The organism is Mycobacterium sp. PO1, from assembly GCF_017312405.1.
Taxonomy (GTDB): Bacteria; Actinomycetota; Actinomycetes; order Mycobacteriales; family Mycobacteriaceae; genus Mycobacterium.
In genome coordinates this window covers 87,568-109,848 of the sequence record NZ_BLTG01000019.1, presented here as the reverse complement: position 1 = coordinate 109,848, position 22,281 = coordinate 87,568, and the positions used below count along the sequence as shown (strand labels likewise).

General features: G+C 68.0%; 15 protein-coding genes. 9 read left to right on the top strand and 6 right to left on the bottom strand.

Features of this window, described 5'->3' with window-relative positions; translation table 11 throughout:
- The first annotated feature begins 11 nt into the window (after positions 1-11).
- Both J3476_RS09225 and J3476_RS09220 read left to right on the top strand, forming a co-directional pair.
- Positions 12-1,109, top strand: coding sequence for a ferredoxin reductase (locus J3476_RS09225; protein ID WP_207066185.1), 1,098 nt, complete (start codon positions 12-14; stop codon positions 1,107-1,109).
- Between the two features lie 14 nt (positions 1,110-1,123).
- On the top strand, positions 1,124-2,584 hold the full coding sequence (locus J3476_RS09220; protein WP_207066184.1) for a fatty acid desaturase: 1,461 nt from the start codon (positions 1,124-1,126) through the stop codon (positions 2,582-2,584).
- 14 nt (positions 2,585-2,598) lie between these two features.
- Here J3476_RS09220 and J3476_RS09215 read toward each other — a convergent pair whose 3' ends face one another.
- Entirely contained in the window at positions 2,599-4,248 is a 1,650-nt protein-coding gene (locus J3476_RS09215; protein WP_286182794.1) for a DASS family sodium-coupled anion symporter, read from the bottom strand.
- 126 nt (positions 4,249-4,374) lie between these two features.
- Here J3476_RS09215 and J3476_RS09210 point away from each other — a divergent pair, with 126 nt between their 5' ends.
- Together J3476_RS09210 and J3476_RS09205 are read left to right on the top strand one after the other, a co-directional pair.
- Positions 4,375-5,772 carry an NAD(P)/FAD-dependent oxidoreductase gene (locus tag J3476_RS09210; protein ID WP_207066183.1) on the top strand — a complete coding sequence of 466 codons (1,398 nt, stop codon included), beginning with the start codon at positions 4,375-4,377 and terminating at the stop codon, positions 5,770-5,772.
- A gap of 51 nt (positions 5,773-5,823) precedes the next feature.
- On the top strand, positions 5,824-6,267 hold the full coding sequence (locus tag J3476_RS09205; RefSeq protein ID WP_207066182.1) for a thiol-disulfide oxidoreductase DCC family protein: 444 nt from the start codon (positions 5,824-5,826) through the stop codon (positions 6,265-6,267).
- A gap of 5 nt (positions 6,268-6,272) precedes the next feature.
- Here the strand turns inward: J3476_RS09205 and J3476_RS09200 are convergent, their stop codons facing one another.
- The 3 genes from J3476_RS09200 to J3476_RS09190 all read right to left on the bottom strand — a co-directional run bounded on the left by J3476_RS09200 (position 6,273) and on the right by J3476_RS09190 (position 9,531).
- Complete coding sequence (locus tag J3476_RS09200) at positions 6,273-6,896, bottom strand: DUF3159 domain-containing protein (RefSeq protein ID WP_207066181.1); 624 nt, start codon at positions 6,894-6,896, stop codon at positions 6,273-6,275.
- Positions 6,896-8,773: a S9 family peptidase gene (locus tag J3476_RS09195; RefSeq protein ID WP_207066180.1), complete on the bottom strand. Its 1,878-nt coding sequence runs from the start codon at positions 8,771-8,773 to the stop codon at positions 6,896-6,898. Before J3476_RS09195 ends, J3476_RS09200 begins: the two co-directional genes overlap by 1 nt.
- 116 nt (positions 8,774-8,889) lie before the next feature.
- Positions 8,890-9,531 (bottom strand): TetR/AcrR family transcriptional regulator, encoded by a 642-nt coding sequence (locus J3476_RS09190; protein ID WP_286182792.1) that lies wholly within the window; start codon positions 9,529-9,531, stop codon positions 8,890-8,892.
- Positions 9,532-9,621: 90 nt separating this feature from the next.
- Between J3476_RS09190 and J3476_RS09185 the strand changes: the two genes are divergently transcribed.
- The gene (locus J3476_RS09185) at positions 9,622-10,860 is read left to right on the top strand and encodes a cation:proton antiporter (RefSeq protein WP_207066179.1); all 1,239 of its coding nucleotides are present in this window, start codon (positions 9,622-9,624) and stop codon (positions 10,858-10,860) included.
- On the opposite strand, the gene J3476_RS09180 is transcribed toward J3476_RS09185, so the two are convergent.
- Together J3476_RS09180 and J3476_RS09175 are read right to left on the bottom strand one after the other, a co-directional pair.
- Positions 10,830-12,044, bottom strand: a complete 1,215-nt coding sequence (locus tag J3476_RS09180; RefSeq protein ID WP_207066178.1) for an FAD-dependent monooxygenase — start codon at positions 12,042-12,044, stop codon at positions 10,830-10,832. The genes J3476_RS09185 and J3476_RS09180 overlap by 31 nt on opposite strands.
- A 44-nt stretch (positions 12,045-12,088) precedes the next feature.
- Positions 12,089-12,922, bottom strand: a complete 834-nt coding sequence (locus tag J3476_RS09175) for an MOSC domain-containing protein (RefSeq protein WP_207066177.1) — start codon at positions 12,920-12,922, stop codon at positions 12,089-12,091.
- 301 nt (positions 12,923-13,223) lie between these two features.
- Between J3476_RS09175 and J3476_RS09170 the strand changes: the two genes are divergently transcribed.
- The 4 genes from J3476_RS09170 to J3476_RS09155 are packed head-to-tail and all read left to right on the top strand — an operon-like array spanning position 13,224 to position 22,259.
- Positions 13,224-14,987 (top strand): NAD(P)/FAD-dependent oxidoreductase, encoded by a 1,764-nt coding sequence (locus J3476_RS09170; RefSeq protein ID WP_207066176.1) that lies wholly within the window; start codon positions 13,224-13,226, stop codon positions 14,985-14,987.
- 41 nt (positions 14,988-15,028) lie between these two features.
- A complete protein-coding gene (locus tag J3476_RS09165; RefSeq protein WP_286182791.1) occupies positions 15,029-20,578 on the top strand; it encodes a type I polyketide synthase in 5,550 nt (1,849 codons plus the stop codon).
- Positions 20,575-21,411, top strand: coding sequence for an ABC transporter ATP-binding protein (locus tag J3476_RS09160; RefSeq protein ID WP_207066175.1), 837 nt, complete (start codon positions 20,575-20,577; stop codon positions 21,409-21,411). Before J3476_RS09165 ends, J3476_RS09160 begins: the two co-directional genes overlap by 4 nt.
- The gene (locus J3476_RS09155; protein ID WP_207066174.1) at positions 21,411-22,259 is read left to right on the top strand and encodes an ABC transporter permease; all 849 of its coding nucleotides are present in this window, start codon (positions 21,411-21,413) and stop codon (positions 22,257-22,259) included. The genes J3476_RS09160 and J3476_RS09155 overlap by 1 nt, the downstream gene beginning before the upstream one ends.
- The last annotated feature ends 22 nt before the right edge of the window (positions 22,260-22,281 follow it).

The following is a 22,281-nucleotide window of genomic DNA, read 5'->3' as shown; positions in this document are numbered from 1 at the left end:
GAGGTCGCTTCATGGCAGAGCGGGGTGCGCAGCCGCAGGTCCCACGAGGACGTCGGCTGCTTCTGCGGGCAATCTCGCACCTTTTCAAGCCGTTATGCCCGGATGACTATCTGGAGATGCTCAACCCGCTGTGGACCACCAAGGAGTTGCGCGGCAAGGTCGAGCGGATCGAGCCCCAGGGCACCGAGGCCGCCAGCGTGCTGATCCGGCCGAGCTTCGAATGGCCCGGGCACGAACCCGGGCAGTACGTGCGGCTCGGCCTGGTCATCGACGGCCGCTACCACTGGCGCGCCTACTCGCTGACCTCCGATCCGCAACCCGAGGACGGGCTGGTCAGCGTCACTCCGAAGAAGGTCGACAGCGGCGTCGTCTCGCCGTACCTCGTGGACAGGATCCGGCCCGGCGAACTGGTGCGCCTCGGCGAGGTCGAGGGCCAGTTCACGCTGCCTGACCCGCTACCGGCCAAGATGCTGTTCATCAGCGCGGGCAGCGGCATCACACCGATCATGAGCATGCTGCGCAGCCTCGATCACCGCGACGAACTACGTGACGTCGTGGTGTTGCATTCCGACCGCACCCGTGAGCAGGTGATGTTCCTGTCCGTGCTGGAGGACCTCGACCGCCGGCATGACGGCGTGCGTCTGGACGTGCGAATCACCTCCGAGCGGGGCCGGTTCAAGGCCGAAGAGCTCGACGACGTGTGTCCCGACTGGCGGGAGCGCGAGGGGTTCTGCTCGGGGCCCGCCGAGCTCCTCGATGCGCTGATCGAGCGGTGGGAGACCGACGGTGATCCCGACCGGCTGCACTTCGAGCGTTTCCAGCCCAAGATCAGCGGCAGCGCCGCGGCCGGGGAAGGTGGCACGGTCACGTTCCTCGACAGCGATGAAACCGCCGAATGCCCCGGCGACACCCCGATTCTGGAGGCCGGCGAGCAGGCCGGCCTGGAGTTGGCCTTCGGCTGCCGCATCGGAATCTGTCACACCTGTACGGGCACGTTGAAATCCGGCCGCATCCGTGACCTGCGCTCGGGGGAGGTCACCGAACCGACCGGCGCCGACGTCCGGATCTGCATCCACGCCGCCGAGGGCGACGTGGAACTCGAACTCTGAAGGAAGGGAGCGTCATGACCGCCGCCACCGAAAGCCCATTGGCCCGCTTGAGCGAACAGGAGCTGGAGAAACTCGCCAAGGAACTCGACGCCATCCACGACGAAGTGTTCGCCGAACTCGGCGATCGCGACCGCCACTACATCAAGACGATGATCTCGGTGCAGCGCCAGATCGTCGTCGCCGGCCGCGTCCTGCTGCTCGGCTCGCGCTCGCCTGCGGCATGGCTGCTCGGGACCGCCTGCCTGAGCATGGCCAAGATCCTGGAGAACATGGAGCTCGGCCACAACATCCTGCACGGACAGTGGGACTGGATGAACGACCCTGACATCCACTCCTCGGTGTGGGACTGGGACACCGCGTCGAGCGCCAAAGCGTGGAAGCACTCCCACAACTACATCCATCACACGTTCACCAACATCCGCGGCAAGGACAAGGATCTCGGCTACGAGATCATGCGGATCGACCCGAACCAGCAGTGGCGGCCCGGGAACCTCGGCCAACCGTTCTACAACTTTCTGCTCATGATGCTGTTCGAGTGGGGCGTCGCCGTGCACGACACCGACGTCGAGGCGCTGTTCCGCGGCAACAAGACGATGGCGGACCTCAAAGACGACTTCACGTCCATCGCGGGCAAGGCTCGCCAGCAGATCATCAAGGACTACGTCGGCTGGCCGCTCATCAGCGCCGGCGCGTTCGCCCTCGCCCAGCTGGCCCTGCGCGGCAGGATCAGGCAGCCCGCCCGGTCCCGGGTCGGCCGGCGCCTGCGCCGGATCTCGCGCAGCAGGAGAACCAGTTCTGCCGCAATGTTTCTCGACCGCGTGCTGCCCGGCGTGGAGAGCACGTTCCTGCGGACGCTGGTGGCCGATGCACTGGCGAACGTCGTCCGCAACGTCTGGTCACACGCCATCATCTTCTGCGGGCACTTCCCCGACCAGACCTACACGTTCAGCGAGGAAGAAGTCGCCGACGAAACCCGCGGCGGCTGGTATGTCCGCCAGCTGATCGGCGCCGCCAACATCGAAGGCAGCCCGCTGTTCCACATCGTCAGCGGCAACCTGGGCTACCAGGTGGAGCATCATCTCTACCCCGACATGCCCAGCAGTCGCTATGCGGAGATCGCCCCGAAGATCAAAGACATCTGCCAGCGCTACGACCTGCCGTACAACTCCGGCCCCTTCGGCAAACAGTGGTTCTCCGTGCAGCGCACCATCGTGCGGCTCGCGTTCCCCGGCGGTGCGCCCCGCCCGAAGCCGGGCCCCTACCGCGGACCCGAGCGCACGTCGCAGGGCGACAGTGCCCGATCGTCGCAGCGCGACAGTGCCCGATCGTCGCAGGGCGACAGTGCCCGATCGTCGCAGGGCGACAGTGAGGCCGCGAAGTTCCGGGGCCGCGTCCCCGCCGAGCACCCGGACGCCGGGCCCGAGCACGTGTCCAGCGGGGTGGCCGTGCAGCCCCCGCCGCGGGGCAACGACTGACCGCGCAGACTCGATCAGGTCGAGATCCCGAACACCCAGACCGCCAGCGTGGTGGTGGCCACGCTGATGAGCAGGATCGCGATGAGATTCAGCCAGATACCGCCCTTGACCATGCTGCCGATGTTGACGTAGCCGGTGCCGAACACGATCGCGTTGGGCGGGGTCGCCACCGGCAGCATGAATGCCGAGGTGGCTGCCAGCGCGACGGGAATCGTCAGCAGCAGCGGGTCGGCCCCGATGCCGACCGCGACACCGCCGATGACCGGCAGGAACGTCGCCGCGGTGGCGGTGTTGCTGGTCAGCTCGGTCAGGAAGATCACCGCGGTCGTGATCACCGCGACCAGCAGGAGGATGGCCAGACCCTGCAGGCTCTGCGCCTGGGTGCCGATCCATTCGGTCAGCCCGGAGGAGCTGAACTGTGAGGACAGCGCCAGACCGCCCCCGAACAGCAACAGCACCCCCCACGGCAGTTGGACCGCGGTGGACCAGTCCAGCAGCCGCACACCGAGTTTCGCGCCGGCCGGCAGGATGAACAGCAGCACTCCGGCGGTGATCGCGATGCCGGCGTCGGAGATGGGCGGCTCTTCCCAGATCAGCGGGAAGGAGATCCAGCTGATCGCGGCGAGGGCGAAGATCACCGCGACGCGGCGCTCCCCGCCGGAGGGTTTGCCGAGCTTGGCCAACTCGGTGTTGAACAGCTTGCGGCCGCCCGGCAGCTCGTCGATCTCCGGTTTGAAGATCAGCTTGGCCAACAGCACCCAGGTGATGACGAGCAGAACGCTCGCCAGCGGGAGCCCGAGCAGCATCCATCGGCCGAAGCTGATGTCGATGCCCTGCTCGTCCTGCAGGTAACCCACGAGCAGCGTGTTCGGCGGGGTCCCGATGATCGTCGCCAGCGACCCGACCGATGCCGCGTAGGCGATGCCGAGCATCAGCGCGGTGCCGAAGTTGGACTGCTTGACCTGCTCCTTGACCTCCTCGTCGGCCTGCGTCTCGGCCTCGGTGCCGGCTTCACCTGCGGTCGGTTCGGCGTCGCCGTCCGAGGACTCGTCCTCGTTCTTGGGGACCGACACCGTGCCGGCGAGCATCAGCACCGAGACACCGATCGGCACCATCATCACGGCGGTCGCGGTGTTCGAGACCCACATGCTCAGGAACGCGGTGGCGAGCATGAACCCGCCGATGACGCGCGTGGCGCTGGTGCCCATCGCCCGCACCGTCAGCAGTGCGATGCGCCGGTGCAGGTTCCACCGCTGCATTGCCAGCGCGATCAGGAAGCCGCCCATGAACAGGAAGATGATGTCGGCGCCGTAGCTGGCGCCGACGTCGTCGACGCTGACGTCCTCGACGAGAATCGGAAAGACCACCAGCGGCAGCAGCGCGGTGGCCGGGATCGGGATGGCCTCGGTCATCCACCACACGCCCATGAGCACGGCGATCGCCGCGGTGACCTTGGCCGCGTGTGACAGGTCGGTGGGCAGCACCAGATACACCAGCACCGCCAGCAGAAGCCCGCCGCCGAAGCCGAGCCAGCGGCGGCGGAACGTCGACGGCCGCTCCGCCGGTGCCCGTTCCCCGGCCGAGAGTTCGTCGACCTCCTCGTCGCCATGAGGGTCGCGCTGTTGGCGTTCCAGATCCTCCCGAGCATCGTGGTCCGTCGTCACCGGTCGCTCCCCTCCTCGAACGTGGCTTCTTCGTCGTGATGCACATCACTTCCCGGGGGTGTACCCACTGGCTACTGCTGGGAAGCCCGGGGTGGGTAAGCGCTGCCGAGCGGGTACGGATCAGTCATGGCTCACGATGTCTCGACCGGCTCGCGCGAGCGCCGGCCCAAGGTCCTCATCATCGGCGGTGGATTCGGCGGCCTGTTCTGCGCCCGCCGGCTCGGCAAGGTCGGGGTGGACGTCACCCTGCTCGACCGGGCGGCATGCCATGTGTTTCAGCCACTGCTGTACCAGTGTGCGGCGGGCACGCTCAGCATCGGGCAGATCAGCCGGTCGCTGCGCGAGGAGTTGGCAGATCACCACAATGTGACGACGCTGCTCGGCGAGGCGATTCGTCTCGATCCCGACGCGCGCCGCGTCACCGCCCGTCGTCCCGACGAAACGTTCTTCGACGTCGACTACGACTACCTGGTGATCGCGGCGGGCATGCGCCAGTCGTACTTCGGGAACGAGGAGTTCGCGACGTGGGCGCCGGGCATGAAGACCCTCGACGATGCGCTGAGCATCCGGCGGCGGGTGTTCGCCGCTTTCGAGATCGCCGAGACGCTGCCGCCGGGGCCGGAGCGAGACGAGTGGCTGACCTTCGCCGTCGCCGGTGGCGGACCGACCGGTGTGGAGTTGGCCGGGCAGATCCGCGAATTGGCGACACGGGCGTTGGCCAACGAATTCCACAGCATCTCGCCGCAGGACGCCCGAGTGCTCTTGTTCGACGGCGGCGACCGGGTCTTGAAGAGCTTCGCCCCGGCGCTCACCGACAGCGCGCAGCGAGTGCTCGAAGACCTCGGCGTCGATATGCACTTCGGAGTGCACGTCACCGACGTGCGCCGCGACGGGATCACCGTGACCCCCAAGGACGGCAGCCCGAGTACCGACCATGCCGTGCGCACCGTGCTGTGGACGGCCGGTGTCGAGGCGGTGCCGTTCGCGCGGCACGCCGCCGAGGCGCTCGGTGCTCAGACCGACCGGTCGGGCCGGATCTCCGTGGATGCCGACCTCTCCGTGCCGGGTTACCGCGACGTGTTCGTCATCGGCGACCTCGCCGGCCGCGACGGGCTGCCGGGGGTGGCAGAGAACGCCATGCAGGGCGGGCTCCACGCCGCCGCCTGCATCCGGCGAGATCTCGCCGGGCGGCGCCGTAAGAACTACCGCTACCGAGACCTGGGCTCGGCGGCCTACATCAGTCGCGGCCACGCGCTGCTGCAGGCCGGACCCGTCAAGCTCACCGGATCACTCGGGTGGCTGGGCTGGGGCTTGATCCACATCGCGTTCCTGACCGGTGTCCGCAACCGGTTCAGCACCGTCGCGACGTGGCTGGCGAGTATCGCGCGGGCCAACCGCAGCGACCGGACCTTCATCCTCGGCGGTTCCGGGCATCCGGAGGAGCCGTACACCTGGGAGTCACCGGTTCATCAGAGCAACCGGTCCGGTCCCGACGAGGTGTCCGCGGGCAGACGGACCGGCTGAGGGGCCGGCCCTTCTGCCATCATGAGGTGAACGCTGTGCGAAAGGACGCCGATGAACACGGATTTCGACCCGTCGAACCGGCCCGTGTTGCTCTACGACGGCGTGTGCGGCGTCTGCAACGGGGCGGTGCGCACCATCCTTCGCTTCGACCGCCGCGGCACGCTGCGGTTCGCCTCCCTCGACAGCGACTACGCCCGCGACGTGATCGACCGCCACCCGGCACTGCGGGGCATCGACACCGTCGTGTACGTCGAGAACGTCGGGCGAGACGACGAACGGGTCGCCATCCGCTCGGACGCGCTGCTGCGGGTCGCGGAGTATCTGGGCGGGTTCTGGAAACTCGCGCTGGCGGCACGCGCGATCCCGGCACCGCTGCGCGACCGGATGTACGCCGCCTTCGCGGCGGCCCGCTATCACGTCGGGGGCCAGTACGACACCTGCCCGATCCCGCCCCCCGAGGTGCGCCGGCGGTTTCTCGACGCGGCCTACGGCTGATTCGGTCAGGCGCCCGCGGGGTGGGCCGCGCCGCGTCGGCCGGATCTGCGGACGGCCCAGACGACCACCACCAGAGCGACCCCCATCAGCGGGTAACCCATGGCGATCCGGGCGAAGGCCAGCCAGCCGGTCGCGTCAACACTGTAGAGCCAGTTCTGGACGACGAACCGGGCCGCGAACACCGCGGTGACCGCGAGCGTGGCGATGTCGTAGCCGACCAAGGCGGTGCGATCTGTGCGCCACGCCTGCCCGCTGCCGCTGAGGGCACTCCAGATGACACCGACCAGCGGCCGGCGCACCAGAATCGACGCCAGGAACACCAGCGCCAGAAGCAGGCTCGCCCAGATGCCGACGACGAAGAAGTCCTTCGCATCGCCGGTCCGGTAGGCGATGAACGCGCCGACCGCCACGCCGAGCAGACCCGACAACGCGGGTTGCAGCGGTTCTCGTCGCAGCAGGCGCAGTACGGCGATGCCCGCGCCGGCGCCCACCCCGAGCATGACAGCCGCGCGCAGGTCGGCCGCCGCGTTGGCGACCACGAAGACGACGCTCGGCAGACCCGCGTACACCATCCCCGACACGCCGCCCATCTGGGTGAGCAGACTGGGTTTCGTCTGGGCTTCGGTCATTAGCGGCCACCCAGGTGGCGGGCGAGGAACTCCGAGACCTTCTGATACATCTCGATCACGGTCTCCGGGTTGACCGCGCCGTGCCCCTCGGTGCTCTGGACCAGGTAGTCGACTTCGACGCCCCGGTCGCGCAGCGCGTTGACGAGGTTGTCCGACTCTGCCTGGACGACGCGAACATCGTTGGCGCCCTGGATCACCAGCAGGGGGGTGTGGATCTGGTCGACCATGGTGATCGGTGACCGCTTTCGCATGTCGGCCAGCTGATCGGGATCATCGGGATCCCCGACATAGGCGTGCCAGTTGTTGGCCAGATGGGGTCGCGCGATCGGGGGCAACGTCCGCATGAAGTTGGCCAGATCGGAGATACCGACGTAGTCGACGGCGGCGGCGAAGACGTCGGGGGTGACGGTGACGCCCACCAATGTGGCGTAGCCGCCGTAGGATCCGCCGAAGATGGCGACGCGGTCCGGGTCGGCGTAGCCCTGCTCGACGGCCCAGTTGACGCCGTCGATCAGATCGTCGTGCATCTTGCCGGCGAACTCGCCGACCGCGGCTTTGAGGAACGCCTTCCCGTAGCCGGTGGACCCGCGGAAGTTCACCTGCAGCACCGCATAACCGCGGTTGGCCAGCATCTGCACTCCGGCGTCGAAGCCCCAGCTGTCGCGGTACCAGGGGCCACCGTGGACCACCAGCACCAACGGAAGCTTGTCCGGCTCGACGCCGACCGGCAGTGTCAGATAGGAATGCAGCGCCAGACCGTCCCGCGACGGGATGGTGACCGGGCGCATCGGCGCCAAGGACTCCGGTGCCAGGTGGGGGAGCGGCCGGTACAACAACCTGCTCTGGCCGCTGCCGTGGTCGTAGAGGTACGTGGCGCCGGGATCACGGTCGTCGTTGAAGCCGACCACCCAGCGTCGGCCGGCCTCATCCGACGAGAGGCGGGTGATGTCTCCCACCGACAGTGTCTCGAGCCTGGCCAGCACCTCGGCGAAATCCGGATCGAGCGGGCGAATCACCTGTCGCTCACCGAGGTAGCGCACCGCCAGCAGCGCGCCGGTACGCCGGTGCTGGATGAGAGGTGCGGGCATCATCGGGCTGACGGTCGACCGTGGGTCGAGATCGAACTCCGGGTGACTGTCGACCTCGGTTTCCTCACCCGTGGTCAGGTCGACGTGCACGAGGCGGGTGCGGTCGGTGTCGCGGTTGGAGCCCATCCACACGCCGGTGCCGTCGGGCGTGATGACCATCGGGTCGATTCCCACCGGGTAGTCGCTGCCGTCGAACGTTGCTACGTGTGAGAGGTTTTCGCCGTCCCAGCGGGACAGTTCGAGATGTCCTTCCGGCGTCAGCGACGTGGCGAGAACGTCACCCTTGTCGTTGTTCAGCCAGTTGTTCACCTGGCCCGGGTTCTCGGCGATCAGTGTCAGTTCACCGGTGACGATGTCGAGTTCGTGCAGATCGAGCAATGTCGGTTGCCGGTTGTTCACCATCACGCCGGTTTTGCCGTCTTTGACCTCGCGGACAGGTAGCGCCATCGCGCCGGGGAACGGGGTGAGGTCGACGGCGTCGGCCCCGGGGTCTTCCAGGTCGACGCGGAAGACATGCCAGTTCTCGTCGCCGTTGGTGTCCTGCAGGTAGATCAGCCAGCGGGGGTCGTCGGTCCACTCGTAGTGGAAGATGCTGCGGTTGGCATCGGCGGTCACACAACGGGTCTCGGCGGTGGCGTCAGAGGTGTCCAGATCCTCGATCCACACGTTGAGACGGTTCTGCCAGGGGGCGAGGAACGCCAGCTTCGTGCCGTCGGGCGACAGCGTCGCCGCGGCGCGGGTCGGTGGCTTGAAGAAGTCCTCGACGGGAATCAGTGCGGGCAATGCCATGAGAATCCTTTCCGGGTGTGACGGCGCACGGGGGTACGCCGTCGAGGTGGTGTCGACTCGACGGTCTGGTTACGTGCCGTTATATGTTGTGGTACAGGGTGTTTCGACAGCGGATGTCAGGGCGACACGGGACCGCCGACTCGGCCGTTGGTGGCGTCCCGGATGGCGCGATCGATCAGTGCCAGGGCTTCTTCCTGGGTGACCTTCTCCTTCTTGACGATCGCCCGGTGTCCGACGTCTTCGTCGATCACCCGGAAGGCACCCGTGACGGTCGCTGCGCACAGCCGTGCGGTCAGATGGTCCTCCGCCAGCCCGAGCCGGCGGGCGAGGACGGGGACGAAGGCACGTTCCATCTCGTCGTGCACCATCAGATACGCGGTGCGCAACGCGGGATCCGACGTCGACATCGTCGCGATGCGCAGAGCGCTGACGTCATCGGCGATCTCCTGTGCGGTCAGCGGGTGCGCGGCCATGTGGGCTGCCATGTGCTCGGCCAGCGACAGCTCGGGCGGCCACTGCCATGCCAGCTCGATGAACCGGTGTGCCGACTGGGCGAGCACCGGTTCCACGCAGCTCTCCTTGCTACGGAAGTACCGCCAGACGGTGCGCGTGGAAAGCCCGGCGGCTGCGGCGATGTCATCACCGCTGGTCCCCGCGACCCCACGCTCCCAGAACAGCGCGCAGGCGTGCCGGGACACTTCCAGCCGGGCCTGGGCCTGCTTGTCGGTACCGGTCGCAGGCACGGTTGGAGAGGACACGTCGATTCACCTCCTGTCACTTAGTGACACCCACTCTGTCACTAAGTGACACTGCGGTCAAGGACGGGCAGGGACGGGCTAGATTGTGACGTGCCCGCAGAGACCGCGATCCAGTTCTTCCTGCAGTTGGCCGTCATCCTGCTGGCATGCCGCCTCGCCGGTCTGATCGCGCAGAGACTCGGCCAGCCACCGGTCATCGGCGAGATGATTGCCGGCGTGGTGCTGGGGCCGTCCCTGCTGGGTCGTCTCTGGCCGGAGGTCCAGGACGCCCTGTTTCCACCGGGACCGACGAACGTGATCCTCTACACGACGGCTCAGATCGGCCTCGTTCTCTACATGTTCGTCATCGGGCTCAATTTCGACGTCGACCACATCCGGCAGCGGGCCGGCACCGCCGCGGCGGTGTCCGCGGCGGGCACGCTGGCACCGCTGGCGCTCGGTGCCATCGCTGCGGTGCCGCTGCTGAACCACGGTGGCTACTTCGGCGCCGACGTCAGCGCCGCGATGGCGATGCTCTTCCTGGGCGCCTCGATCGCGATCACCGCGTTCCCGATGCTCGCCCGGATCATCTTCGAAAAGGGACTGTCCGGAACGACTCTGGGTAGCCTCGCACTGGCTTGCGGCGCGACGACCGACGCCATCTCGTGGTGCATCCTCGCCGTCGTCCTCGCCGCTCACGGGGGGACACCGGCGACGGCGGTCGTCGCCATCGTCGGCGGTCTCGCGTACGCGGTGGTGCTGCTGACCGCGGGGCGGCGCGTGCTGCGCCGGTTGGACCGTGCGCCCGGACAGGAGACGATCGGGGCACCGGTTCTCAGTACGGTGCTGATCCTGCTCATGGCGTGTGCCTGGATCACCGACACGATCGGCATCTACGCCATCTTCGGGGCCTTCATTCTCGGCGTCGCCATGCCGTCGGGTCACTTCGCGCGCCGCCTCACCGACAGGATCGAACCGTTGACGACGGCGCTGCTGCTGCCGTTGTTCTTCGTCTACTCCGGACTGAACACCGAGATCGGTTTGGTCAACACCCCGGCGCTGTGGGCCGTGACGTTCGGTCTGCTGGTGGTCGCCATCGCCGGCAAGGGCGTCGCCTGCGCGGCGGCGGCGCGGCTGAGCAAGGTCCCGGGACGGGAGGCGGTGGCCCTCGGCGCGCTGATGAACGCGCGCGGCCTGATCGAACTCATCTTGCTCAACATCGGGCTGGAAGCGGGCATAATCACCCCGACCCTGTTCACGATGCTGGTGCTGGTGGCGATCGTCACCACCCTGATGGCCTCGCCGATCTTCGAGGCCGCCTACGGTCGCGGCCGCGTCGCGTCGGGATAGTCGGGCAGCGGCAGCTTGTCGCCGCCGATGGCGACCAACCCTCTCCCGGTCACCGCACTCACGGCTCTGCCGACCGGTCCTGCTGCGACCCCGACCGCGCTGTGCAACAACCGGATACCCGCCCGGGTGCGGGGGTTGGCCAGGCGCAGCACCTCGGCTCGGACCTGGGGAGCAGCGGCGGTGAAGGGCCGCATGTGGTGTTGATAGCTCTGCAGTGCCGCGACCGTGTCGTCGGCGGTGCTCAGCTCACCGGCGAGAATGTAGGCGCCGATGAGGGCCAGGCTTGTCCCCGCCCCGCCGAACGTGGCGTTGCAGAACGCGGCATCGCCCAGCAGAGCCACGCGGCCCTTGCTCCACGTCGGACTGCGGAGTTGCCCGGCGACCGAGAAGTACATCGGTGCCCCGTTGTCGAGTTCGGCGAGCACCCGCTGCGCCGCTCCACCGACGTCGGCGAACGTGCGGCGCAGGATGGTGAGTTGCCCGGCGCGGTCGAGGTCTTCGAAACCGCGGACATCGGAGATGAAGGTCAGGATCGCGCGGGTGGTGCCGAGATTGTCAGGTCGCAGATGCACCGACCGCGAACCGGTCGCATGCTGCCAGTTCCACCACAGGTCGTCGTGCTCGCTGCGGGCCACGGTGGCGTAGGCGAAGTACATGCCCAGGTCGTTCACCTCGACCGGGGTCACGAAACGGCGCGACCGCGAGTGCAGCCCCTCGGCGATCACCAGTAGGTCGGCGTCGACGGTCGTGCCGTCGCTCAGCGCCACGTCGACGCGGTCGCCGTGGTCGTCGACCGCGGTGATCTGGCTGTCGAAGCGGTAGTCGGTGTCGGCGGCGGTCCGCTCGACGAGGATGCGGGACAGCTCTCCTCTCAGAATCTCCAGTTCGGCGGTGGGACCGTCGTTTCCGCCGCGGGACGCGACGGGAAACGAGGCCGCCGTCGTGCCGTCGGACTTGACGAAGCGGGTGCCGATCTCGCCGGTGTTCGCCGCGCGGATCGCATCGTCGATACCCATCCGCCGGGCCACTTCGCGCGCGGCACCGCGAACATCGACATTCTGCCCCTCGTCGCGTCGGGCCGGGTAGCGCTCGACCACGGTGGTGTTCCACCCGCGGGCACCGAGCTGGTGGGCCAGCGCGGGACCGGCGATGCCGGCGCCGGAGATGACGGCGTGAGGAGCCATGGATGTCGAATCCCGTCTGCGGTCGAAGGAACGGTGCGGCCGTGTTAACCGATACAGACGGCGTCACCAGCGCGCAGGACGCCGCCGGTGAGGACTTCGGCGTACAGACCCGCACACGGCAGAACACCGAAACCCGTTGCCTCGACGCGGTTGTGTTCGAGAAGGTAGCGCACGGATTGGGGTGAGCGACCCACCTCGCTGTGCTGCAACGTGGGCACCGAGCACCGTGGTGTGGGCAGCGTCGCGCGGAGTTCGACGCCGTCGGGCCCGACGGCGATGGTGCGGCCGACCCAGTCGTTCTCGACGAACGCAGGGCAGTCGGGCGGCGTCTCGACGACGATGTTCGGCCGGTAGCGCAACGCCTCGGCCATCCCCACGCCGACGGCGTCGAGAGTCGCGGTGGTCACCAGGTGCACCGGTGAGTGATCGACGAACGCGCCGCCGGGGGTGCCCTCGGCGATCTCGAGGAGGGCAGCCTCGATGTCGGCGTCGAGACCGTGGGCGAGTACGTCGACCGGGTCGGAGCGTTCGACCATGGCGCCGGCGGCGCGCTCCTCGGCGAGGTGGACGTGACGGCCGAGCAACTCCGACAGCGGCGCGGCGGCCTCGGCGACCGGCACCGGTTGGGCGGCGGGAAGCGTGACCGTGACCCCGGCGGGACCGGTGCCGGCCGAGCACTGGAGAAGCCCGCGCCACAGCCGAGGGTTCTTGGCGGTGGCGACTCGTCCCGTCTCGTCGTCGATGAACGCGTAGCGGCGATCACCGCCAACCCCCAGCGGAGACACGTCGATCGTCGCGCAGGTCTCGCCCACCATCGATTTGACCGGGTAGCGAAAGAGAGCGGCGACCCGGCCGGCCGTGTGGGTACGTGTCGTCATCGGTTCTTCAGCCTACGGGGACGTGTCCAACGCGGGCCCCGCGCAGAATTGCCGTGAAGAAACACGCTGCTATGAATCAACAAGTAGCGCAGCAGTTGTCCCCGCCATTCTCTGCCCCCTCGAAAATGGCGCGGGAAGGGTGGCCGAATCCTGCGGGCACCGTCGTGGGCGAGAGGTGTCGGAGCCCGCCGTGCGGCCGGGGCGCTGCCGGCTGCTGTGGTCCTTTCCCCGCAGATGGGGCCCTCTGCGCGTGTAACGTTGCCACCGTTGTGACCCCTCTCGGAAAGGCATACGAGTGGACGTGCGAGCGCAGCTTTCGCAACTCGACCCGACAGCACGAGAGGCTCTGGCCCGACGCATCAGGAGCCAGCTTTCGCGCGACGGCGCGCCTGCGAGCAGCCACGATGTGCTCATCGTGGGGGGTGGTGCGGCGGCGCTGACCCTCGCGCTGGACGTGCGCCGTGAGCGGCCCGATACCAGTGTTCTGCTCATCGAGCCGACCCCCCATCCGGTGCCGGAGGTCACCCACACGGTGGGCGAGTCCACGGTGGAGGTGTCGGCGCATTACCTGCGCGAGCGGCTGGATTTGGCCGAACACCTGAATACGTCACACATTCGTAAGATGGGCCTGCGGATGTTTTTTTCGCACAACGGAAACACCGATATCGCGCAGCGAATGGAAGTCGGCGGCTCGGTATTCGTTCCGCAGGTCACCTACCAAATCGATCGCGGCAGACTGGAAAACGAACTGTATCGCCGCTGCGTCGCCGAGGGCATCGACATCGTGCACGGTCGCGTGCGCACGGTGGACCTCGGACCCGAGGGCGGACTGCACACCGTGTCCTTCCAACAGGGCGACGTGACCTCGACGACGACAGCGCGCTGGGTGGTCGACGCATCGGGGCGCAACCGCGTGCTGCCTCGCCAGCTCGAACTCCGACGTACCAACGAACATCATTGCAACGCAGCGTGGTTCCGGGTGGCGACGGAGATCGACGTCGGTGCCTGGAGCGACGATCCGAGTTGGCACAGCCGCCTGGCGGAGGGCGAGCGCGCCATGTCCACGAACCATCTGATGGGCGAGGGATACTGGGTCTGGCTCATTCGCCTCGCTTCCGGCGCGACGAGCGTCGGCATCGTGGCCGACCCCGCATTCCACGCCTTCGACGAGTTCAACACACTCGACAAGGCGCGCGCGTGGCTGGAGGAGCACGAGCCTCAGTGTGCAGCCGTTCTGGCCCAGCACGACGACGAGATCCGCGACTTCCGGGTCATGAAGAAGTACAGCCACGGCGCGTCGAAGGTGTTCGACGGTCGGCACCGGTGGTGCCTGACCGGCGACGCGGGGATCTTCCTGGATCCGCTGTACTCGTCGGGCCTGGACCTCGTCGCGATCGGCAACGGCCTCATCACCGACATGATCACCCGCGACCTCGACGGCGAGGACATCGCCGTTCGAGCCCAGATCAGTGACACGCTGTTCCGGTCGCTGACCGACATGTGGCTGGCCATCTATCAAGATCAATACACGCTGATGGGTACCCCCACGGTGATGGCGGCCAAGATCGTCTGGGACGTCGCGTTCTACTGGGGGTTCATCGGACTGCTCTACATCAACGGGCGGTTCGTCCGCATCGCCGACGACCCCGACTTCGTCCCTGCGCTGGACGGCTTGATCGCACTGAGCAACCGGGTGCAACAGTTCTTCCGCGAGTGGGCGGCCGTAGAGGACGACACCTCGCCGGTACCCTTCGTCGATCTGTACGCACCACTGAATTTCATGGCGTGGCTGCACGTTGCGATGATCGCCCCGGCCGACGACTTCGCCGACCAGTTCGACACGAATGCGCAGTTGCTGCGCCAGCTGGCCGGCCAGCTGTTCGAGACGGTGCTCGCCGACAAGGCGTCGGCGTTCGGTGAGGACAGAGTCATGCATCAGGTACAGGCGTGGCAGCGCGACCCGCTGATCAGGGAGATGAGGTCGATCTACCGCCATGAACAGAAGACCCGTCCGGTCAGCCCCGACTGGATCGTGACCGCCTCACCGGCGCTGCAGGCGACTTGACCGCGGATTCGTCGAGACGTCTGATCGGTGAGGGTAGGGGAATGAACATGCGCGCTGAGCGCGGCGTCGGCGAGCCGTTGGCGATCGTCGGTATCGGATGCCGCTTCCCGGGTGGCGGCGAGTCCGCGGACAGCTTCTGGAATCTGCTGTGCAGCGAAACCGACGCCACCCGGACCGTGCCCGAAACGCGATGGCACGGGGCCCGATATCACGATCCCAGCCCGGGCAAGGCCGGCAAGATCGTCACCCGCCGAGGCGGTTTCCTCAGTGAGATCGATCAATTCGACCCGCAGTTCTTCGGGATCTCGCCGCGCGAGGCACATTCCCTGGATCCGCAGCAACGCCTGTTGCTGCAGGCCACCTGGGAGGCGCTGGAAGACAGTGGAATCCCCGCCGACACACTGGCCGGCACCGACGTCGGGGTGTTCGTCGGGGGCTTCACGCTCGACTACCAGCTCCTGCAGAACCAGGGCTTCACCAGCCGCTACCGGTTCAAGTCGCATTCCGCCACCGGGATGATGATGACCATGCTGGCGAACCGCATCTCGCACGCCTTCGACTTCCGCGGCCCCAGCATGACCATCGATACGGCGTGCTCGTCCTCGCTGGTCGCCGTTCACCTTGCGGCCCAGAGCATCTGGAACGGTGAATGCGAGGTCGCGCTCGCCGGCGGCGTCAACGTCATGATCGGCCCCAACACCGCCATCGCCGAGTCCAAGAGTGGGTTCCTCAGCCCCGAAGGACGATCCAAGGCCTTCGACGACTCCGCCGACGGTTACGCGCGCGGTGAAGGCGGCGCGGTCGTGATCCTCAAACCGCTGCACCAGGCGCTGCGCGACGACGACGAGATCTACGCGCAGATCCTCGGCTCAGCCGTGTCGCAGGACGGGCACACCGACGGCATCACCGTGCCCCGGGAGGACGCCCAGGGTGCCGCGATCCGAACCGCCCTGCACCGCGCGGGAATCCGACCCACTCAGGTCGGCTACGTGGAGGCCCATGGCACCGGAACACCGGTCGGTGATCCGATCGAGATGAGGGCGTTGGCGAGCGTCCTGGCCGCCGGTCGTCCGGCCGAGCATCCCTTGGTGATCGGCTCGGTCAAGACCAACATCGGCCACCTCGAAGCCGGGGCCGGAGTAGCCGGTCTGATCAAGGCCGCGCTCGTGCTCAAGCACGGCTACATCCCCGCGAACCTGCATCTGCAGACCCCGACCAGGCAGGTGTCGCTGAGCGAACTGAAGCTCGACGTCGCAGGACACGGTCGACCGTTTCCCGACGTCGAGCGCCGGATTGCGGGGGTCAACTCGTTCGGCTTCGGCGGCACCAACGCCCACGTCGTACTCGCCGAACCCCCTGCGCGCCAATCGGGATCCACGCCGCCCAATGCAGTGCCGACCGTCATACCGATCTCGGCGCGCAGCGACGAGGCGCTCGTCGCGACGGCCGGCCGACTGGCCCGGCACCTGGACACTCACCCCGACATCGCGTTGACAGACCTGGGTCACACGCTCAGCCGCCGCCGGGCGCACCTGAACCACCGGCAGACACTGATCGTCGACAGCGTCGCCGATGCCCGAGATCAACTGCGCGCCCTCGCCGAGGGCGGGGAGATCTCCACGGGCCGAATCGGCACCAGCGCGCCGAAACTGGCCTTCGTCTGTTCGGGCATGGGCCCGCAGTGGTGGCGGATGTGCCGCGGGCTGTTCGGCGCGCTTCCCGCCTTCACCGACGCGATCGAACGCTGCGACCGGGAGCTCTCTCAGTACGCGAGCTGGTCCCTCATCGACGAACTGCTCCGCGACGAGGCCGGCTCGCGGCTGGGGGAAACCGAGTTCGCGCAGCCGGCGAACTTCGCCGTACAGCTGGCCCTGGCCGAGCAACTCGCCCAGTTCGGCCTTCGCCCGGACGCCGTGATCGGGCACAGCGCAGGGGAAGTCGCTGCCCATCACCTGGCGGGTCTGCTGACGTTCGAGCAGGCGGTCCAGGTGATCTTCCACCGCAGCCGGCTGCAGCAGCGCACCACCGGCCTGGGCCGCATGCTCGCCGTCGGGCTCGACGCCGAGACGCTGCTGCGCACCCTCGACGCCGACGCGGTCACCGAGTTCGGCCGGCGAGTGTCGGTGGCGGCGATCAACAGCCCGTCGGCGGTGACGCTGGCGGGCGACGGCGAGGTGTTGGACGACATCGCCCGCCAGCTCGGCGAGACCGAGGTGTTCCATCGCTACCTGTCGGTCAAGGTGCCGTACCACACGCACTACATGGATGCCGTGAAGGGCGAGCTGTTGAACGCCTTCGACGGGCTGTCGTCGAAGGACGCCGCCCTCCCGCTGTACTCCACCGTCACCGGCGAACTGCTGGACGGCTACGAGGCGGGCGCGGCCTACTGGTGGCAGAACACCCGCGCCACCGTGCTCTTCGAGCCGGCGATGAGGCGCATGCTCGAAGATGGCTACACACACTTCGTCGAGTTGGCGCCGCACCCGGTGCTCGCCGCCTCGATCTTCGAAACCGCCGGTGCCCAACGTGTTTCGGTGACCCCGACGCAGCGCCGCGACGAGGACGACGTGCGCACGCTGCTGAGCTGCGTCGGCGCCCTGCACTGTGCCGGCCACGACATCGCCTGGGACGCCCTGCACCCCGACGGGTCGGGGCGGCTGGTCAAGCTCCCGTCGTACCCCTGGCAGACCAAGCGGTACTGGAACGAGACGCAGGAGGCCACGGAGTCGCTGTTCTACCGTCCGGTGCACCCGCTGCTGGGACAACCCGTGAGCGGGGTGCATCCGACCTGGGAAGCCGAGATCAGCGCGGTTCTCAACGCGTTCCTGGCCGATCACCGGGTGCAGGGCAGTGTCGTCGTGCCCGGTGCGGTCTACGTCGAGATGGCCCTCGCGGCTGCGGAGGAGGCCTACGGGTCGGCGCACAGCGTGAACAATCTGCAGCTGCGCCGCGCGGTCATCCTCGATGACAGCTGTGATCCGATCCTGCGCACCACCCTCAACGAGGACGCGGGCACGGTCGAGTTCGCGTCGTTCACCGTCAGCGCCGACGGCGACCTGAAGTGGACGATCACGGCCACCGCCGAACTGACGATGCTGCGGGCACGCCCCCGCAGCGCGCCCCACCGTGAGGGCACCGGACCGGTGACGACCATCGACGGGGACGAGTTCTATGCCCATACCCGCGACATCGGTTTCGACTACGGTGACGCGTTCCGGACCGTGCGCGGCGTGACCGCCGGAGAGGACTGGGTGGTCGCCGAGATCGCCGTCCCCGCCGCCGTCGCCGCCGAACTCGACCAGTATCGCTTCCATCCCGCGCTCATCGACGGTGCGTTCCAGACCCTGTTCGGCGCACCGCTTCTCGGGGCGGGGGAAACCCAGGACGCCTACCTGCCGACGCGGATCCGGCACTGCGCGGTCTACGGGCGCCCCCACACGCGCATGACCGTGCACGCCCGGGTGGTGTCGGCGACCCGCGAACAGGTGGAGTGCGACCTCACCGTGGTCGGTGGTGGCGGGGAGGTCCTGGCGGTTCTCGACGGCTTCACCGTGCAGTCGCTGAGTGCGTCCTCGCGGATGTCGGCCGACCGTATCGACAAGGGTCTCTACCGCGTGCAGTGGTGCGAACGGCCCGACCGGGAGCCGTCCGCCGCGCCGACTGCGCAGCCGGGCGAGCAGTCGTGGCTGGTGCTTTCCGACGAGACGGGGATGGGCGCCGCGGTGGCAGCCGACCTCCGCGGCCGCGGGCACCGGGTGCACACCGTCGAGCATCGCGACGTTCCCGTGCTCACCAGCACCGAAGCCGGATATCTGGTCGATCCCGACTCAGCGGAACAGATTCGGATGCTGGTGGACACCCACCTCGACCGCCACGGTGACCTGACCGGCATCGTCGACTGCTGGCCGCTGGACATGTCCGGGCAATGGAGTGATCAGCTCGGCGCCTTCCCGGTGCTGCGGCTGGTCAAGGCGTTGGCGGCGCGGGAGGCCGTCACGCCGCGGCTGTTCGTGGTCACCGCGAACGCGCAGCCGGCCGGCGACACGCCGGTGACCAGTGTGGGGCAGGCGGCGATGTGGGGACTGGGCCGCGTGCTCGGCCATCAGGAATTCGCCGAGTACTGGGGCGGCCTCATCGACATCGACAGCGACGCGGCGGCGCGCGGCAGCAGGGCCGACATCGCTGCGCGCATCTGCGGGCAGCTGCTCGACGAGAACGCCGACGAGGACCAGATCGCGCTTCGAGGCAGCTCGGTGTTGGTCCCGCGGCTGCGGCCGTGCACCGGGCTGACCCGGCCCTTCCCCACCAAGCTCTCTGCCGACGCGACCTACGTGATAACAGGAGGCGCGGGTGCGCTCGGCCGCGTGGTGGCCACGTACCTGGCGGAACGCGGAGCGCGACACCTCACTCTGCTCAGCCGTACCCCCATGCCGCCGAGGAGCGCATGGCCGGAGTTGACCGCAGCCGATCCGCAGTTCGCGACGGTCGAGATGATCCGCGGGATCGAACGCCTCGGTGCGGACGTCCGTACCGTCAGCGTCGACATCGCCGACGGCGAGCAGGTGCGGGCCTGGTTGGATCGGCACGACCGTGAGGGTGGGCGGCCGGTGCGGGGCGTCATCCACGCGGCGGGCACCGTCGCCGATCAGCTCCTGATCAACATGAGCGAAGCCGACTTCGCCAAGGTGATGGCGCCCAAGGTCACCGGCACCCGCGTGTTGCACGAGGCCTTTCAGCACCACGACCTGGAGTTCTTCGTGATGTTCGGCTCGGCGGGGTCGACCATCGCCTCACCCGGGCAGGGCAATTACGCTGCCGCCAACGCCTACTTGGACGCCTTCGCGCACTACCGCCGGTCCCTGGGCCTGCCGGCCCTGACCATCGGATGGGGTCCGTGGTCGGTGGGCATGGTGGAGGAGCTCAATCTCGAGAAGCTCTACGCAGCCCGGGGAATCGAGCTGATCACGCCCGCCGTCGGTGCGAAGATCCTCGATCGCGTGATCAGCCAGGACATCACGGACGTCGTCGCGATCACCGCCGACTGGGCCCGAGCGCGGCAGGCCGGACTCGGCAACCGCATCCCGGCGATGTTCGGTGAGCTCGGCGCGACCGAATCGGCCGGCGCCGCCGACGATTCCGGTGTCTCGTTGATCGACATCCTCGCGGCAACCCCGGAGGGTGACCGGTCAGCCGTGATCGCCGAACACGTCCGCGGCGTCGTCGCCGCGGTGTTCGACTGCGCGCCGACCGACATCGAGCCCGACGACATGCTCGACGACATCGGGTTGGACTCCATGATGGCGATGGAGTTCCGGGTCAGAATCAACACCATGTTCTCGATCGATCTGCCGGTTCTCGAGATCCTCCGGGGTGTCAGCGTGAACTCGTTGGCGCACCGGATCCACACCGAGCTGCAGGCCATCCACCACGCCACCGTGGTCAGCGTCGAGCCTCCGGCCGAACCGCCGCAGTCCCAGGACGCCGATCTGGAGCAGCTGCTGGGGGAGCTGTCCGAGTCGGAGCTGCGCGCGCTGCTCGCCGAACTCGAGTCCCCGGCCGCCGAGCCGGATGCGGGAGGGGCGCATCCGTGACCGCTGCGGTGCAGGTCCGGGGGCTGTGCAAGACCTACGGACGGGTGCCCGCGGTCAGTGACCTCGACCTGGACGTCGAGCACGGCGAGGTGTTCGCCATCCTGGGCCCCAACGGGGCGGGCAAGACGACCACCATCGAGATCCTGGAGGGCAACCGCAACCGCGATGCCGGGCAGGTGCTCGTACTGGGTGAGGACCCGGCGACAGCGGGCCGGGCATGGCGGGCGCGGATCGGCATCGTGCTGCAGGAGGTCAGCGATGCCGGAATGCTGACCGTCCGTGAGACGGTGCAGATGTTCACCAATTGCTATGGCAGCGCACGAGACTGCGCCGATGTCCTCGAACTGGTCGGGCTCGCCGAGGTGTCCGACCGGGCGGTGAGGACCTTGTCGGGCGGCCAACGTCGCCGGCTCGACGTGGCCTTGGGCATCGTCGGCCTGCCCGACCTGCTGTTCCTCGACGAGCCCACCACCGGCTTCGATCCCGAAGCCCGCCGGCAGTTCTGGGAACTGATCAGGTTGCTGGCCGCCGAGGGCACCACCATCCTGCTCTCCACGCACTACCTCGAGGAGGCTGCGGCGCTCGCCGACCGTGTCGCTGTCGTCGCGAACGGCACGGTGGTCGCCGTCGATTCACCGACACGACTGACCGGGCACGTCGACACCGCAGCCACAGTGCGGTGGGTCGACGGAACCGGAGTCCATGAGGAGCGCACCGAGTTCCCGACCGAACTGATCAGGCAGCACAGCCGCGACGGCGTCGAGCTGTCGCAGCTGACCGTCACCCGCCCCACGCTCGAAGATGCCTACCTGCACCTGATCGGTCGGGCGTGATGGCCGTCGACGATCCGACCCGGGTCACGCGGTCGCGGCACCGCGCCGACGAATACCTGCCGTCGCCGCTGCGCATCGGGTTCTCCCGGGTGCTGCCGGAACTGAAGATGTTCTACCGCCGGCCGGAGCAGATGGTGCTGACGTTCTCGATGCCAGCGGCGATCTGCATCCTGCTCGGTTCGATCTTCACCGCGCGGCTGCCGGGCAGCGACGTCAGTACCGGCGCGGTGATCGCGGCGAGCATGCTGGCCTACGGCATCCTGTCCACGTCGTTCATCAACCTGGGCATCAGCATCGCCGCGGATCGCGACACCGGTGCGCTACGGCGGCTACGGGGTACGCCCGCGACCGCGACGTCGTACTTCATCGGCAAGATCATGCTGGTCGCCGTCGTCAGCCTCGCCGAGGCGGTGCTGCTGCTGGCCGTGGGCGTGTTCATCTTCGGATTGAGCTTGCCGACAACCGCTTTCGGCTGGTTCACCCTCACCTGGGTGTTCTTGCTGGGGGTCGTCAGCTGCTCGTTGATCGGCGTGCTGATCAGCAACGTCGCCAGCAACGCGGTCTCGGCGGCGGTGCTCACCAACGGGCCCGCAGTCGGTCTGCAGTTCGTCTCGGGTACCTACGTGCCGATCATGGTGCTGCCCACCTGGATGCTGATCGTCGGCTCGATCTTCCCGGTGAAATGGATGGCCCAGGGATTTCGCTCGGTGCTGCTGCCCCCCGAATTGGTCGTTTTCGAACCGGCCGGCAGCTGGGAGCACGAGCGGATCTTCCTGGTGCTCGCGGCGTGGAGTGTGGGTGGACTGCTGGGCTGCCGGGCGCTGTTCCGGTGGTCGGACCGCAGCTGACTCGGCGGATCGGTCGGTACTG